15 protein-coding genes are annotated in these 15,397 nt (G+C 57.5%); 6 read left to right on the top strand and 9 right to left on the bottom strand.

Features of this window, described 5'->3' with window-relative positions:
* Positions 1-24 precede the first annotated feature (24 nt).
* Both QU667_RS03015 and map read right to left on the bottom strand, forming a co-directional pair.
* Positions 25-1,296, bottom strand: a complete 1,272-nt coding sequence (locus tag QU667_RS03015) for a DEAD/DEAH box helicase (protein WP_304987859.1) — start codon at positions 1,294-1,296, stop codon at positions 25-27.
* On the bottom strand, positions 1,293-2,165 hold the full coding sequence (gene map / locus QU667_RS03010) for a type I methionyl aminopeptidase (RefSeq protein WP_304987858.1): 873 nt from the start codon (positions 2,163-2,165) through the stop codon (positions 1,293-1,295). Before map ends, QU667_RS03015 begins: the two co-directional genes overlap by 4 nt.
* A 199-nt stretch (positions 2,166-2,364) precedes the next feature.
* On the opposite strand from map, the gene QU667_RS03005 reads away from it, so the two are divergent.
* From QU667_RS03005 to QU667_RS02995, 3 genes are all read left to right on the top strand, one after another.
* Positions 2,365-3,210, top strand: coding sequence for a polysaccharide deacetylase family protein (locus tag QU667_RS03005; RefSeq protein WP_304987857.1), 846 nt, complete (start codon positions 2,365-2,367; stop codon positions 3,208-3,210).
* A 96-nt stretch (positions 3,211-3,306) separates the two neighbouring features.
* Entirely contained in the window at positions 3,307-3,507 is a 201-nt protein-coding gene (locus QU667_RS03000; protein ID WP_304987856.1) for a hypothetical protein, read from the top strand.
* Positions 3,508-3,694: 187 nt separating this feature from the next.
* The gene (locus tag QU667_RS02995) at positions 3,695-5,083 is read left to right on the top strand and encodes a methyl-accepting chemotaxis protein (RefSeq protein WP_304987855.1); all 1,389 of its coding nucleotides are present in this window, start codon (positions 3,695-3,697) and stop codon (positions 5,081-5,083) included.
* Between the two features lie 68 nt (positions 5,084-5,151).
* Here the strand turns inward: QU667_RS02995 and QU667_RS02990 are convergent, their stop codons facing one another.
* The 7 genes from QU667_RS02990 to QU667_RS02960 are packed head-to-tail and all read right to left on the bottom strand — an operon-like array spanning position 5,152 to position 13,382.
* The gene (locus tag QU667_RS02990; protein WP_304987854.1) at positions 5,152-5,925 is read right to left on the bottom strand and encodes an ABC transporter ATP-binding protein; all 774 of its coding nucleotides are present in this window, start codon (positions 5,923-5,925) and stop codon (positions 5,152-5,154) included.
* Positions 5,926-5,939: 14 nt separating this feature from the next.
* Positions 5,940-6,725, bottom strand: a complete 786-nt coding sequence (locus QU667_RS02985; protein ID WP_304987853.1) for an ATP-binding cassette domain-containing protein — start codon at positions 6,723-6,725, stop codon at positions 5,940-5,942.
* The gene (locus tag QU667_RS02980; RefSeq protein WP_304987852.1) at positions 6,712-8,229 is read right to left on the bottom strand and encodes an ABC transporter substrate-binding protein; all 1,518 of its coding nucleotides are present in this window, start codon (positions 8,227-8,229) and stop codon (positions 6,712-6,714) included. Before QU667_RS02980 ends, QU667_RS02985 begins: the two co-directional genes overlap by 14 nt.
* Positions 8,230-8,286: 57 nt before the next feature.
* Positions 8,287-9,114 carry an ABC transporter permease gene (locus QU667_RS02975; protein ID WP_304987851.1) on the bottom strand — a complete coding sequence of 276 codons (828 nt, stop codon included), beginning with the start codon at positions 9,112-9,114 and terminating at the stop codon, positions 8,287-8,289.
* Positions 9,111-10,025, bottom strand: a complete 915-nt coding sequence (locus QU667_RS02970; RefSeq protein ID WP_304987850.1) for an ABC transporter permease — start codon at positions 10,023-10,025, stop codon at positions 9,111-9,113. The genes QU667_RS02975 and QU667_RS02970 overlap by 4 nt, the downstream gene beginning before the upstream one ends.
* Before the next feature lie 37 nt (positions 10,026-10,062).
* Entirely contained in the window at positions 10,063-11,517 is a 1,455-nt protein-coding gene (locus QU667_RS02965) for a glycoside hydrolase family 32 protein (protein ID WP_304987849.1), read from the bottom strand.
* A gap of 5 nt (positions 11,518-11,522) precedes the next feature.
* Entirely contained in the window at positions 11,523-13,382 is a 1,860-nt protein-coding gene (locus tag QU667_RS02960; protein WP_304987848.1) for a glucose PTS transporter subunit IIA, read from the bottom strand.
* 227 nt (positions 13,383-13,609) lie between these two features.
* Between QU667_RS02960 and QU667_RS02955 the strand changes: the two genes are divergently transcribed.
* The 3 genes from QU667_RS02955 to QU667_RS02945 all read left to right on the top strand — a co-directional run bounded on the left by QU667_RS02955 (position 13,610) and on the right by QU667_RS02945 (position 15,397).
* Positions 13,610-13,972 (top strand): PTS glucitol/sorbitol transporter subunit IIA, encoded by a 363-nt coding sequence (locus tag QU667_RS02955; protein WP_304987847.1) that lies wholly within the window; start codon positions 13,610-13,612, stop codon positions 13,970-13,972.
* Between the two features lie 106 nt (positions 13,973-14,078).
* Entirely contained in the window at positions 14,079-14,759 is a 681-nt protein-coding gene (locus QU667_RS02950) for a flavodoxin (protein ID WP_304987846.1), read from the top strand.
* The gene (locus tag QU667_RS02945; RefSeq protein WP_304987845.1) at positions 14,759-15,397 is read left to right on the top strand and encodes a hypothetical protein; all 639 of its coding nucleotides are present in this window, start codon (positions 14,759-14,761) and stop codon (positions 15,395-15,397) included. The genes QU667_RS02950 and QU667_RS02945 overlap by 1 nt, the downstream gene beginning before the upstream one ends.

Below are 15,397 nucleotides of genomic sequence, written 5' to 3'. Positions count from 1 at the left end.
TCCTGCTGTGTGAAAACTTTTGATTCAGCGGCGTTTCCGACTGCGCCGCCCAATATTCGTCACGGTCTTGCCCGCCTTCCTGCCGCGCGATTTCGGCTTGGCGCATTTCGCTGCCGTCCGTTTCCGCTCCCCTTTTCGCGCGGCGATCTGCCCGCGCTCCTCGGCGGGATGGGGTTGGCGCGGCTTTTTCTTGACGGCATCACGCCGCAGCCGTTCCTTGAGCGCCGCCTCCATCTTGCGCAGCTTCTCATGCTGATGCGCGGCGACGAGGGTAAATGCCTTCCCCTTTGCTCCCGCGCGTCCCGTACGTCCGATGCGGTGGATGTAGTCGGTAACGGTCGGCGGCAGATCGTAGTTGTAGACATGGGTCACGCCCTCGATGTCAAGCCCGCGTGCGGCGATGTCCGTCGCGCACAGGATCTGCAGCTTCGCCGCACGGAACTGCCGCAAGACGAAGGTGCGCTGCGTCTGCGTGAGATCACCGCTGAGTGCGTCAACGAGGTAGCCGCGATGTGCCAGTTCCATCATGAGCGCACGCGTGCGTTCCTTCGTCGCACAGAACACCATCGCAAGATACGGTGCTTCCTCGTTGATGGAGGCACAGAGACGGTCGATCTTCTCCCCCTCGCGCACGGAAAGGACAATCTGCTCAATATTGTCGAGCGTCGTCCGTTCTCCTTCCATATGGATGCGTACAGGATTCGTCATAAAGTTCTTTGTAAGCTGCACGATACGTGCGGGCATGGTCGCCGAGAATAGCGCAAGCTGATAATCCTGTGCCGTCTGCGCGAGCAGTGCCTCCACATCCTCGATAAAGCCCATCTTGAGCATTTCGTCCGCCTCGTCAAGCACGATCTTGTTCACGCTGCCGAGTGCGAGCGTTCCGCGCCGCACGTGATCGAGCAGCCGTCCCGGCGTGCCGATGATGAGCTGCGGATGGCGGCGCAGCTTTTCCTTCTGCCGCTCCATATCCGCACCGCCATAGATCGCGATGGTGCCGATGCCAAGCGCCGTCCCGAGCGGTTCGGCAACGTGTGCGATCTGGACGGCAAGCTCGCGCGTCGGTGCGACGACAAGCGCCTGTGCCACTGCTCCCTGCGGTTTGATCTTCGCAAGCAGCGGCAGGAGGAACGCGAGCGTCTTGCCCGTTCCCGTCTGCGCCTGTGCGATCACATCCCGCCCCGCACGCATGGGCGGGATCGCCTGTTCCTGCACGGGGGTCGGCTCCATAATGCCCTGCTTTTTGAGCAGCGCACACAGCATCTCCGATACACCAAGCTGATCGAAATGTGTCATGATGAAAGTACCTCTGCGCCCGTCTCCGTGATGAGGATCGTCTTTTCCCACTGCGCGGAGAGCGTATGATCCTTCGTCCGCACCGTCCAGCCGTCCTTTGCATCCACCGTCACATCGTAGTCGCCCGCGTTGATCATCGGCTCGACCGTGAACACCATGCCCGGCACCATGAGCATCCCCGTCCCCGCCTCGCCTACGTGCGGAACGAACGGCTCCATGTGAAAGCCCTTGCCGACGCCGTGTCCGCCAAGTGCCGTGACGACAGAGTAGCCGTTCGCGTGCGCCCAGTCGCCGCACGCCGCGCTCACATCTCCGAGGAAATGCCATGGACGCGCCGCCGCAATGCCGCGCTCCATGCACTCCCGCGTCACCTGTACAAGCCGCTCCGCCGCCGCCGGCACCTTGCCGACGAGATACATCCGCGAGGCATCCGCATAGTAGCCGCCGAGAATGACCGTCGAATCGACATTCACGATGTCGCCCTCCTTCAGCACATCCTTCTGCGACGGGATGCCATGGCAGACCACATTGTTGATCGAGGTGCAGATACTCTTGGGGAATCCCTCAAACCCGAGACACGCGGGAATCCCGCCGCGCTCCACAATGTAGTCGTGTGCCGCGCGATCCAGTGTCTCCGTATCCACACCGGGACGCACGAGCGTCTCCATGAGATCAAGCACACCGTCGTTGATGACCGCAGCTTTTCGGATTCCCTCAATATCTGCCGCATTGTTGATGATCTTGCGCGGCGGGCGCACCTGTCCTCTCAGCACATCGTAGCGGATGGATGCGACACGCTCGTCAAAGTCCGCGTGACACTTCTTGTACTTTTTTCCGCTGCCGCACCAACACAGTTCATTTCGATTCATTCTTTCTCCCTTTCTGTGGCAACTATACCTCTGCATTATAGCCCCAATCTGTGTTTTTATCAAAGTTTTTTCACTGCATACTGCGGAATCACGAATGCTTGACATGCGGCAGTCAATCGGCTACACTTGTCAAGTCGGTACGATTGGAGTGCTGATAGATCCGATACTTCCCCTCATTCTAAAAAGAAGGTAATCCATTTTGAAACTCTCGCGCAAATCCCTGTTGTCAGCCCTGCTTGTTCTCCCTCTGCTGCTCCTCCTGGTCGGTGTCGTTCTCATGCATTCATCCCCGGGAGTTCCCGTCCTCAACTATCATCAAGTGGAGCAGAAGAACGGCAACCCGCTCACACTCTGGCCCGACCAGTTTGAGGCGCAGATGGCATATCTCGCGGAGGAGGGCTATACACCGATCACGATCGACGAGATGATGGATGCCCTTGAGAACGGCGCGCCGCTGCCCGAAAAGCCCGTCATCATCACCTTTGACGACGGCTATGCGGACAACTACGAATACGCCTACCCCATCCTTAAAAAATACGGATTCAAGGCGACCATCTTCCTCATCTACGATTTTACAAACGCCTATCCGAACTATCTGACGTGGGAACAAATCGACGAGATGAAACAATCGGGGCTGATCCGCTTCGAAAGCCACACAATGACGCACGCCAACCTTGCAGAACTGGACTCTGCGGATGAGCTGCGCCACGAGATTGCAGACTCCCATGACCTCCTCTCGGAAAAAATCGGCTATGATATGCACTACATCGCCTATCCCGGCGGACGTGTCAATCCGGAAATCGAGGAGATTACCCGCGCAGCGGGATACCGCGGCGGCTTCACCGTCCACTACGGGCTCTCCACCCCCACCGAGGGGCGTTATCAGATGGATCGCATCCCCATATTCGGCGCAAATATGCACACCCTCACGCGCTTTAAGCTGCGCCTTGCCTTTGCTCCGCTCATCGCCCCGCTTGAGGATCTGCGTCTTACACTGCGTTCCTGCGGACTGGACAGACTTGCCAACGCACTGCTGATCCCTTGACATTTTTTGTGAAAAATCTGTAAAAGAACTGGGACAGCACGTAAAAAATATGCTATAATCTTCGTATTGGTTATTGTATTTTAAGGAGGGCTTTTCATGGATTTTGAAGCACTGGTCAAGGCGAAATTTGATGAAGCATATGCAGCATCCGATCATCCGAAGAAATTCTTCCTCACGGAGAATGGACGCGGTGTCGTTGACGGCGGCGAAATGTACAATGCGCTGCTCCGCGACGTACTTGATGTCGTCCAGAAGGCGATGGTCGGCATTCTGAAGGACAGCCATCACACTCGTTGAAAATAAATCATGAAAAACCGTCGTTTCCTCGGATTCGACGGTTTTTTGTATACAAAATATTTTTCTTTGCATCCGATGGAGATTATGATAATATAAGCAAACCATAGATATGATGATTGTTGTTCTCTGTTATCATAATTTTTCAAATAGATAATTGTTTGTATCTGTTCCAAGGGGAGGATGTATTATGTTTTTTTCATCACGAAAGGATTCCGCGAAACAGCCATCCACGGCCTCCACGCAGGGAGAGAAAAAGGCGGTGGAGAACTATCTGCGGACTCTTCTCGACGGGGAGCTGACCCAACAGCCGCCCGTGCTCAAAGATCCCGCGCTGCAGACCATTGCACACCTCATCGAACAGTTCGCACAGCAGCGGCGTGAGACGCTGACAGGACTGTCGCTGGAGATCAACCGATCCGTCTACGATATTATACGCGCCTCCGCGCAGCTGAACGAGCTGGCACGTGAGAACCGCATCGTGGAGACGAATGTCAAAGAGCTGCTCGATGCGGTCGGCTCAATGACCGAGGACATCGTTCACCTCGCCGAGGCGACATCGGAGACGGCGGATCAGACCGGACGCGGCAGGGAGGCAATGGATCTCACACAGACGGGCATCCGAATCGTCGCGCGTGAGACGGAGACGGCACAGACCGGACTTACAAACATGACGCAGGATGTCCATACGCTGCACGAGCGTACGGCGAGCATCGACAACCTCGTCGTCACCGTCAACGGCATCGCCGAGCAGACGAACCTGCTCGCACTCAACGCCTCCATCGAGGCGGCACGCGCCGGTGAGCACGGACGCGGATTCGCCGTCGTTGCGGACGAGGTGCGAAAACTCGCGGAGCAGTCCAAGAACTCCGTCGACGAGATTCGCGACCAGCTGACGAAGATCCGCACGGGTGTCGAACAGATCACGGGCGAGTTCCAGCACATGGACGACTCCTTCCGCGCCAACGTGGATGCCGTGGAACAGGCATCCGACGAGACGGGCAAGCTCACCTCTGTCTTTGATGCGATCAACAAAACCATCGCCGATCTGGCACCGCTCGCACAGCGCCAGTCCGCCGCGTTCGAGGAGATGAACGCCACCCTCCAGTCCACCACCGGGGACGTCGTACGCATGACGGACGGCTCCAAGACGTGCAATCACGATATGTATGATTCGATTCGCAAAATCAACGCCGTACGCATGAAGATCGGCGGTCTGAAACTCGGCTTCGGACCAAAGGAAATGATCGAATTCGCCAAGACCGACCACATGGTCTGGGGCATACGGATTCACCAGCTCATGTGGGGCAATGTCGAGCTGAACGCCGCCGATGTCGAGAACCATGCACTGTGCCGCCTCGGAAAATGGTACTTCGCCGAGGGCAAGGAGAAATACGGACATATGCCCGAGTTCGAGACACTCGGCATCGTGCACGAACAGTTCCACAAACTCTGCGCTGCCACGATCCGTGCATACGATGACAAACATATGCAGGAGGTCGAACGGAACCTGCCCGAGATCGACCGTCTATCCGAGGAGGTACTCTCCATCCTCGACAAAATCAAGAGCAGGATCTGAGTATACGCACACGAACGGGGCTGCTGTACGAAGCAAAAAAACTTCGTACAGCAGCCCCGTTTTATGTGTTAGATGCGGTCATGCGGCAGCTGTGCTGCAATCAGCCGCCGTGTGAAGGGGTGTGACGCCTCCTTCAGTGCAGTGGACGGCAGGTCTTCGACGATTTCACCGTGCTCCATGACAAGAACTTGTGTCGTCATTTTCTGCACAACAGCAAGATCGTGTGTGACAAAAAGACCTGTAAATCCATACTCAGAATGCAGTTCGCGAATAAAGTCCAGAAGAGCCGCCTGCGTAACCACATCCAATGCACTGGTCGGCTCGTCGAACAGCAGCAACTTGGGCCGAACAAAGAGAGCGCGAACCATCACAGCCCGCTGAAGCTGCCCGCCGCTGAGCTGGTGCGGCAGACGCTCTGCCGCATCGGCCGGCAGATGTGCGCGCCCCAACATCATACGCAGTGTGCTGCGTTCCTCCTCGTCTGTGACAAGACCGAAACGGCGCAGCGGCTCAAGCATGAACTGTCCAATGGTCATACGCGGGCTGAATGCCTCAAGCGGATTTTGAAAGATCAGTTGGAGATGTCGGTAGACATCGCGCCGCCATCCGCTCCGCCCCGCTGTCAGCGTCTGTCCCAAAAAGGAAATGCAGCCGTCTGACGGCGTTTCGAGCCCCGCAATCATCTGGAGCAGCGTCGACTTTCCGCAGCCGCTGGCACCGACGATTCCGGTAATTTCCCCCGCATACAGGTCAAAGGACACGCCCCTGACTGCCTCGACAACGCGCGTTCCCTCACGATAGGTTTTCTTCAGATTCTGAACACGAAGAACATATTCTTTCATACGCCCCCCGATCCTCACGTCAAATACGGAACTGCGTCCAACAAGACCTTCGTATAGGCCTGCGACGGTCGGTGCAGGACATCCCCCACCCCACCATGCTCGACAATACTGCCGCTCTGCATGATGTAGATGGTATCCGCTGCATAGGCAGCGGCATCCATGTTGTGTGTCACAAAGACGATGGAACAGCCCTGCTCCGTTGACATCCCCTTTAGTCGGTCGAGCAGACTGCGGCTCGCAATGACATCGAGTGCGCTCGTCGGCTCATCGACCAGGAGGAGTTTCGGCGCGAGCGAGAGTGTCATTGCCGTGGCAGCACGCTGACGCATACCGCCGCTGAGCTGGAACGGATACGCCTCCATGAGCTTTTCGGGATCCTCCAGATTCTCACGGCGCAGAGCGGCAATCGCGGTCTCCCGCCAACTGCGTCCCGCGCCGTGCGCCTTCAGATAGTCGGAGAACTGTGCGCCGATGCGGCGTATGGGATTCAGATAGGCACCGGGATCCTGAAAAAGAACGGCGATGTCCCGCCCCATGAGGTTGCTGCGCACATGCGCGGCAGCACCGAGCAGTTCCGTCCCACAAAAGGAGATCTCGCCGCCGTCGATGATGCCGCCGTCCGGCAGAATGCCGATGACGGCACGCAGCAGCGTTGATTTCCCGCAGCCGCTCTCCCCCACGACAGCCACAATCTCACCGCGCCCGACCGTCATCGTCACATCATGCAGCACACAATGCGTACCGATGCGCAGGGTCAGCCGCGAAATCGAAAGCAGGGACACCGACTTACTTCCCGCCAATCGTCAGATCCTTCGTAATGAGGTAGTAGTCGATCGGGTGCATATAGACGCCCGACACCTTGCTTGTCGCAACGACCTGATTCGCCACGCTGAAAAGGAAAAGGCTCGGCGTATCCTGCAACACGAGATCCTCGATCTTCCCCGCAATCGCAAGGCGTTCCTTCACATCCGCCGCGTCTCCCATACGGCTGAGCAGGCTGTCAACCTCGGGATTGCTGTAACGACCGACGTTTTCCTCGCTGGTCGAACGCAGCGTCTGATCGATGTACCAGAATGGATCGTTCGTACCGAGCGTGATCCAGTTGCTCTCCGTCAGATCGAAGTCACGCTTCGTCTTGGATTCCTCGGAGTTCTGGATGCGGCGAATCGTCGCCTTGATGCCCGCTTGTTTCAGCTGGTTCTGCAGAGCCTCGTAGATCTCCGTCTTGCTGCCCCACACATTGACCGTCAGTTCAAGTTCCTTGCCGTCCTTTGTCACATAGCCGTCCGCATTCTTCGCCGTATATCCCGCTGCGGCAAGTTCCTCTGCCGCCTTCGTGAGATCCATATGCTGACGCAGCGACTCCTGATAGGCGGGACCCAGATGCGGCGGGAACAACGCACCCGCCACAGCCGTACCGTTGCCCTCGATCTTGACAAGATCGTCATAGTTCACCGCATAGCTGAGTGCGCGGCGCAGATGCACATCGGCGAGTGCCCGCTCGAAATTCATGCGGAACATATAGACACGAACGCCCGTAACCTCGTGGATTTTGTATTTGTCATTCTCGAACAGGCTGCGGCTCGCGCCATTGCAGCGCTGAATGAGATCCAGATCGCCCGACTGCAGTGCCATCGCGCGCTTGTTGTCGTCCTCGATATTCTTGACCGTAAGCGTGTCAAGCCCCGGCGTACCGTCCCAATAGTGCTCGTTCTTCTTGAGCTGAATCTCCTCGTTCTTCTTGAAGCCGACGATCTGATAGGGTCCCGTCAGCACAGGTGCGGAATCCGCCTTCGTGAGATCCGCCTTCGTGTTGATGATGACAAAGGCGGGCTCCGTCAGCGCAGCAATCAGAGCACCGTACGGCTCGGTCGTTTCAATGATAAGATTCTGCCCGTCCACCTTGATCTCCTTGATCTTCGAGGATTTCTGCGAGCGCGGGCTCTCCTTCAGCGTACGTTCGAGCGAAGCCTTGACAAGCTCCGGTGTCATTGCCTCTCCATCTTGGAACTTCACATTCTCACGGATGTGAAAGCGCCATGTCGTCGGATTGACTGCCTCCCATTTGTCCGCAAGCTGCGGCGTAAACTCCATCTTGTCCGAAACCGTCACGAGTGTCTCGCCCGCGCCGATGCGCGTGACCGTCCACCCGTCCCACTCGTGCGCGGGATCGACGGACTCACCGAACCAATATAGGGCGGCATTCAGATGCTTGCCCGCAGCCTCCTGTTTCTCCGACCCACAGCCCGCCATCAGCCCCATCACCAGAAGCATAAGGCTCGTGAGCACATACAATTTTTTCATAGGTTTCTCCTTCCTTTTCCAACGACTACGACAAAATACGATTCCCCGCCATACGCATCACCCCCCGGACGGATCCATCACATCGCGCAGAATATCCCCCATATAGTTAAACAGAAAGATCGTCACAAAGATCGCCGCCCCGGGGTAGATCATAAGCTGCGGCGCGGTCTGCAAATAGTCGCGTGCGCCCATGAGCATCGCCCCCCATTCCGGATAGGGCAGAGGTACGCCGATGCCGATGAGGGAAAAGCCCGCAACCGTGAGCAGGATCTCTCCGATATTTTGAAAGATGAGTACCAAAAGGCGTGGCAGGATGTTCGGCAGGAGATAGGAGGACAGTGCGCCCAAAATTCCTGCCCCACTGAACACCGCATACCGTGCATAGGGCTTCTCCCGCTCCGACTGCACGAGCGTGCGGGCGACACGCGCATACTCCGCCCAATGCGTGAACGACAGCGCGAGGATGAGATTCGGAATGCTCGGCCCCAATATGCCAATCAGTGCAATCGAAACGACAAGGGACGGCATTCCGAGAAAAAAATCCAAGAGCGCCGTCACAACTCTGTCCGCAGATCCCCGCAGAAATCCCGTAAGCATCCCCACTGCTATTCCAAAAATTGCGGTAATCGCAACGATGAGCAGGGAGACCGCAAGGCTGATCTGCCCGCCATACAGGATACGCGAGAATATATCGCGCCCAAGCTGATCCGTACCGAAAAGATGCGCCGCCGTATTGCCCGCCAGACGCATCGTCAGATCCTGCTCATAGGGATTGCAGGGCGCAACATAGGGCGCGAATACGGCAAGCAGCACCCACGCAATGAGCAGTACACCGATGACGGCAAAATCCCGTCTGCGCAGCAGTCTGCTCCACAGGTATGTCATAGCTGACGCGCCCCCCCTTCCTGCATACGGCGCGGGTCAAGGAAAAGACAGAGAAAATCGGCAATGAAGTTCATCACGACGAAGATCCCCGCCCCCCAGAGCACATACGCCTGCATCAGTTGATAGTCTCGCGCCAGAATCGCCGTCGTCATCAGCTGTCCCATGCCACGCCAGCCAAAGATGGTCTCAATCACGGCGGAACCGCCGAGGATGTTTCCAAGCGTGATCCCGATCATGGGGACAAGTCCCGTCAAGGCATTCGGCATGATATAACGCCATAGGACAATGCGTTTGGGGAGTCCGAGCGCCTGTGCCCCCATGACATAGTTTTTCCCGCCCTCCTCAAGCAGTGCATTGCGCAGTCTGCGGATGTAGAGTCCCGCAATCCAGACGGCAAGAGATACTGCAGGCAGAACCATGCTGCGCAGGCCGTCGGTCGCCGTCACAGGAACGAGCCGCAGATGAACGGAAAACAGCAGGATCAACAAAAGACCGACCCAGAAGGTCGGCAAAGAAATCCCAAGAAATGATACGATCCGTACCGCATGATCTGCCCACTTCCCATGCCGGTAAAACGCAAGCAGCCCGAGCGGAAACACAATCACCGCAGCAAACAGGACAGAAAGCCCCGCCAGTTCCAGTGTTCGCGGCAACGCATCACGCACCAGATCCGCAACGGGAACGCCATAGGCAATCGAGTAGCCGAGATCACCCGAGAGAATACCGCGCAGCCAGTGCACATATTGAACGATGAGCGGCTGATCGAGCCCCAGCTCCGCGCGGAACTCCGCAACGAGCTGCGGATCGGCGGGAACGCCCATCATGACAAAGTGTAAGGCGACCGGATCGACCGGCGAGAGCTGCATCAGCAGAAATGTCCCGCCGGTCATGACGAGCAATACAACGAGCATACTGCACAATCGCCGCAAGATGATTCCGGTCATATTGTCATATGCCTCCGTAGTGGAACGGCTCAAGTTCCCAGAGCACGCCCGACAGTTGCTTCATGTCCACGTCGGAAAAGACGCGCAGCGTCGGCTGAATGTTCTTCTCGGGGAAGATGGCGATGGTCGCCGCCTCCTCGCCGTGCTGGAAGAATGCTTCCACCGCGCCGTGGTCAACGTACACCCGCATGGAGAGCGTATCCTCGGCATACAGCTTAAAGACGCGTTTGCCGCGCCCGCCGAGCTTCATGCCCGTGCGGTCGATGGTCATGACCTGCTCCAGACGATTGTAGCGGAACACGAGCTTTTCCAGTCCAAAGACAAGTTCAACGGAAACCGTATGCGCCTCCCCCATCGTCAGATCGAGGATGAACTCTGTGAGATCGTAGAGGGTCGCGGAGAACTCACTCTCCCCCTCCGCCTCAAGCACGCGCTCGGTCTCACGGTGACGCAGCGCCTTCAGCTCACGCGCCGGCTCGGAGAAGATATGCCCCTGCCGCAGCGTCAGCACACGCGGGAGCGTCAGGCTGTGCATCCATCCCTCCTCCCGCGTCGGGTAATCCTCCTCGCGGTCGGGCATTCCCATCCAACCGATGAGGATGTGCCGCCCCTCGTGCGTGACAATCTGCGGCGCATAGAAGTCAAAGCCGTGATCGAGCTCCTTGAACCGCCCGTGCATCAGCATCTCCATCGCATCCATCGAGGCGTGTCCCGCAATGTAGCCCGCCTGATAGACGTTCTGGCGGTCGTAGGCGCGCGCCTCCACGCCCTGCGGGCAGAAGACGAGCACATCGTAGTCGCCGAACGAAAGGAGGTTCGGACACTCCCACATATAGCCAAAGTCCTTCAGCTGTGTGCGGAGTTCGCCCAGACATTCCCAACGGATCGGTGCCTCACGGTAGACGAGCACGCAGCCGCGCTCGTCCTGTGTCTGCGCACCGATGATGAGATGGCGTACACCGCGCCATGTAAAGAGATAGGGGTCACGGAAATGCGCCGTAAAGCCCGCGGGCGGGCCGTCGATAATGATCTCTTCCTTTTTGACCGCACCCGCCGCCTTCGTGAACGTGCCGAACCGCTGCACAGAGCTGCGGTTGCCCTGCGCATCCTTTGCATTGCAGGTATAGAGAACGCGCAGATGCCCGTCCTCCTCCGTGCCGCAGCCCGAGTAGCAGCCGTCCTTGTCGTGCTCGTCCGTCGGCCACAGCGCGAGCTGCGGGATCGTGTATGTGCAGAAATCCCGTGTCTTCGTATGCGCCCATGATTTATTTTTATGGACGCAGCCGAACGGGTTCCACTGGAAGAAAATATGATATGCGCCGTTATGGTAGGTCATTCCGTTCGGATCGTTGATGAGACCGAACGGCATCTCCAGATGAAAGCGGTTGTGCCAACGGTGCGTGAAGGGGAATCCCTCCGCAAGCCGCGCGTCGATTGCCCGCTTGTCAAAGTTCTCCACAGTGCTCACTCCTCGGGACGGAAGAAGGTGAAGGTCAGACCGAACGCCACGCCGAAGCCAACCGCGTTGACAAGAATGTATTCGGCGAGGTGGTCAAGGTAGAGCAGCGTGCCCGGCAGAACCGTGATGCCCATGCCCGTGCCCGCGAGATGCAGGAAGCCCGCAATCGCGCCCGCGCACGCACCGCCGACGAGGCCGTAGATGAACGGCTTCATGAAGCGCAGGTTGATACCGAAGATCGCCGGCTCTGTGATGCCAAGGAACGCAGGAACAGCCGAGGAGATGTAGAGCGCACGCTTCTTTGCGTCGTGCGTACGCGCCGCGACAGCGACCGCAGCACCGCCCTGCGCGACGATCGCGCCTGTGATGATCGCGTTGAACGGGTCAAGCCCCGTCGATGCGAGCAGCTGTACCTCAAGCGCGTTAAAGACATGATGCACGCCAAACACAACGATGACCTGATGCACGCCGCCGACGATAAAGCCGCCGATGCCGTACGGGAGCTCCAGGAAGGCACGCACTGCACCGAAAATGCCGATCTCAAGCGTGTGCATGATGGGTCCGATGATGAGCAGACCGAGCAGCATCGAAACGAACAGCGTCAAGAACGGTGTCACGATGAGGTCGATGATGTCGGGCACAAAGGTCTTGAACCACTTTTGCAGACGCGCGGCAAAGATGCCGAGCACGAGTGCGGGCAGCACCGACCCCTGATAACCGACGACGGGGATCGGAATACCTAGAATATCCATCGAGAGCGGTACGGCATCGCCCGCCGCAATCGCATACGCATTCGGCAGCTGCGGCGCAACGAGCATCAGACCGAGCACGATGCCGATGACGGGCGTGCCGCCGAAGCGGTTCATCGTCGACCAGCAGACGAGTGCGGGCAGGAACGCAAACGCCGTGTCCGTGAGGATCTGGCTCATGCGGAGCAGATTGTCGCTCATCTCGATGCCGAGACTCTGCGCCGCGCCGCGCAGCCCCATGAAAAGACCGGTGGCGACCAGCACGGGGATGATCGGAACGAACACGTCGCCGAGCGTGCGCGAAACCTTTTGCAGCGGCGTCATCTGATCGTACGCCTCCTGCTTGCTGTTCACCGCACCCACGAGATTCGTGCCCGCGACAAATGCGTCGAACACCTTGTCGACAAAGCCCGTACCGAGGATGATCTGGTACTGTGCAGCGGCGAAGAACTGCCCCTTGACCCCGTCGATGTTCTCGATTGCCTTCTCGTCGATGATCGACTTGTCGTTGACGATGAGACGCAGACGCGTCGCACAGTGCTCGGCACTGCGGACATTGCCCGCGCCGCCGACATACTTCCAAATCAGCTTTGCGACGCGCTCCTCCTTCGGCAGATTCGGATCAATATCATCCTCCGCCGGGGCCGCTGCCGCAGGTGTTTCCTCGGCAGGCTCATCACCGCCCGAGGAGATCTCTGCGCCATCCAGTGCAAACGTGATCTTCCCGTAGTCCGCCGCGTTCGTCACAAGCACGGGGGTCGTCGTTTCATACCCCTCCGCACGGATGGCGGCGGGATCGAACTCAAGCAGCAGCTGCCCGCGCTTCACTGTATCCCCCTGTGCAACGTGTGCCGTGAAATGCTTGCCCTCAAGCTTTACCGTGTCCACGCCGACGTGGATGAGGAGATCCACTCCGTCCGCCGAATGAATGCCGATGGCGTGCTTTGAGCCAAAGAGCACCGTGACCTCGCCATCCACCGGCGAGACGACGCGCCCCTCCGGGTCGGCAATCGCTGCGCCGCGCCCCATCGCACCGCTTGCGAATGCCGGATCTGTCACCTCAGAGAGCGGGATGAGCCGTCCTTTGAGCGGACTGTCCAAACGAATGTCCTGCATATCAAATCCCCCCTATAAAATTGTCCACTCGGAATCCCCCGTTAAGGAAGTGCCGATGCATTCAGCTGTTCCGCCGGATTCCTTGGCAAAAGTGTACTAATTTCTATTTCACTTGTCAATGCACCCCCCACGAACACACGAAAAGATTTACAATGGGAAGTGCTTGTGGTAGAATGATTTTAAGAAATCATTGGGAAATTCGGAGCATGATCCGGGGAGGCATTACCATGAGTGTAAAATATGAAGTTAACGTGACCGCCATCGGCAAGCTGGCACGCAAGTTCCTTGAGAGCAACAGCAGCGTCATCCTGCTCGACGAGGGCGCACATCCGAACCTCGCCGAAATGGTCATCGAGCATACGCCGGGAGATCTGACGGCGGACATTGCTGCGGGGGACACGCTCACAATCGGAAAGCAGAAATACAAGGTTGTGCGCGTCGGAGAGAATGCAAACGATACGATCCGTGAGAGCGGTCACTGCACGCTCATCTTCAATGCGAAGGGTTCCATGCCGGGGCAGATCGAGGTGGAGGGTACGGCAGTTCCCTCGCTGATGCAGGGAGCAAAAATCTCCTTCACCGGAAAATAAGAACCTCGTCACCATACAAAAGTCAGCCTCACATCATGCTACGAAGCTGGCTTTTTATGTATTTTGCTGCGTTTTTCGATCAAAGCGACATACGAAAGGGCTTTTCATGAAAAAAATAGCAGTGGTGCTCTTTGTGCTTCTCACCTTCCTTTCCCTCGGCTGTGGAGATACTGCCGAGAACAACAGTGTGGACAGACATGAGGAGGCTTCGGCACTCGATCTCAGTCGTCCTGTTCACCCTCCTGAGGCGTTTGCAGGAAAGCGCATCCTCGTCGCATTTTTCTCACGCACGGGGGAAAATTACGAGGTGGGCTTCATCGACAAGGGAAACACCCATATTGTCGCGGAACAGATTGCAGAGATTACAAAGGCGGATCGACTGTTCGAGATCAAAACAGTCACCCCCTACCCTGCCGACTATCAGGAGATGACACGGGTGGCAAAGGAGGAGCAGGAAACGACGGCACGTCCTGCCCTCGCGTCACAGTTGGAGGATATGGCGCAGTACGACATCATCTACCTTGGCTATCCGATCTGGTTTCACGATCTGCCGATGCCCGTCTATACCTTCCTTGAGAGTTATGATTTCACAGGCAAGACCATCATCCCGTTCTGCACGGGGATGGGCAACTCCATGAGCGGAATGGAGGAGGACATTCCCCACTTTGCGAGGGGAGCACAACTGTGCAAAGGCTTCGGCATTCAGGGAAAATTGGTGCATAACAGCCCGGAACAGGCAAAAATTCACGTCGCCAACTGGCTCGCCTCGCTGGGGTATACGAACTGATGCGCATTCTTCTCTATATCCTCATCTGGACATCGCTGCTGTTTCTGCCGAATCGCCTTCTGACCACCGAATATTATCACGAGTATCTGGGACTGGTCTTTCTCCTGCTCGGCGGCACACATCTGTTTCTCGTCCGCCGCTATCTGCGGGCGCTCGTGACGCTGCGGCTGAGGATCACGCCGCTCAACATCGTCAACAGCATCATGTTGGGGCTTCTCGTGATCGTCATTGTGACAGGCATCCTCATCTCGCTCTATGCCGTGCCCGTCGTCCGTCTGCGCGGAGCCGTCTCCATCTATGTACACGGCACGCATCTCGCAGCGGCGGTGCTGTTCTATCTCATCGTCGGCATCCACGCAGGGTTCCACTGGCGGAGCATCTGGAACGGCATACTGCGCCGCCTCCCGCTGCAAATACCCGCCGGCGCAGCACATATCTACGATGTGCTCGGGATCTGCCTCATCCTCGCGGGCGTGCATTCCTTTGTCACAACACATATCTACGAAAAAATTCTCTTTGAACATATGTCCTTCGGCGGCATCGTGGGCACATGGGAGTATCAGCTCGATCTGGTACTCATCTTTGCCGGCTGCATGAGCTGTTCCCTCTTCTTCGAACGACTGCGCAGACGAAAATAG

It is taken from the genome of Selenomonas dianae (genome assembly GCF_030644225.1).
GTDB classification, from domain to species: domain Bacteria; phylum Bacillota; class Negativicutes; order Selenomonadales; family Selenomonadaceae; genus Centipeda; species Centipeda dianae.
This window is presented reverse-complemented; position numbering and strand designations above follow the sequence as displayed.

Excerpts from the sequence above, each read along its gene's own strand:
- QU667_RS02945 (WP_304987845.1), top strand. The coding sequence starts at position 14,759 with ATGCGCATTCTTCTCTATATCCTCATCTGGACATCGCTGCTGTTTCTG.
- QU667_RS02980 (WP_304987852.1), bottom strand. The coding sequence starts at position 8,229 with ATGAAAAAATTGTATGTGCTCACGAGCCTTATGCTTCTGGTGATGGGG.
- QU667_RS02970 (WP_304987850.1), bottom strand. The coding sequence starts at position 10,025 with ATGCTCGTTGTATTGCTCGTCATGACCGGCGGGACATTTCTGCTGATG.
- QU667_RS02995 (WP_304987855.1), top strand. The coding sequence starts at position 3,695 with ATGTTTTTTTCATCACGAAAGGATTCCGCGAAACAGCCATCCACGGCC.
- QU667_RS02975 (WP_304987851.1), bottom strand. The coding sequence starts at position 9,114 with ATGACATACCTGTGGAGCAGACTGCTGCGCAGACGGGATTTTGCCGTC.
- QU667_RS03000 (WP_304987856.1), top strand. The coding sequence starts at position 3,307 with ATGGATTTTGAAGCACTGGTCAAGGCGAAATTTGATGAAGCATATGCA.
- QU667_RS02990 (WP_304987854.1), bottom strand. The coding sequence starts at position 5,925 with ATGAAAGAATATGTTCTTCGTGTTCAGAATCTGAAGAAAACCTATCGT.
- map (WP_304987858.1), bottom strand. The coding sequence starts at position 2,165 with ATGAATCGAAATGAACTGTGTTGGTGCGGCAGCGGAAAAAAGTACAAG.
- QU667_RS02960 (WP_304987848.1), bottom strand. The coding sequence starts at position 13,382 with ATGCAGGACATTCGTTTGGACAGTCCGCTCAAAGGACGGCTCATCCCG.
- QU667_RS02950 (WP_304987846.1), top strand. The coding sequence starts at position 14,079 with ATGAAAAAAATAGCAGTGGTGCTCTTTGTGCTTCTCACCTTCCTTTCC.
- QU667_RS03015 (WP_304987859.1), bottom strand. The coding sequence starts at position 1,296 with ATGACACATTTCGATCAGCTTGGTGTATCGGAGATGCTGTGTGCGCTG.
- QU667_RS02955 (WP_304987847.1), top strand. The coding sequence starts at position 13,610 with ATGAGTGTAAAATATGAAGTTAACGTGACCGCCATCGGCAAGCTGGCA.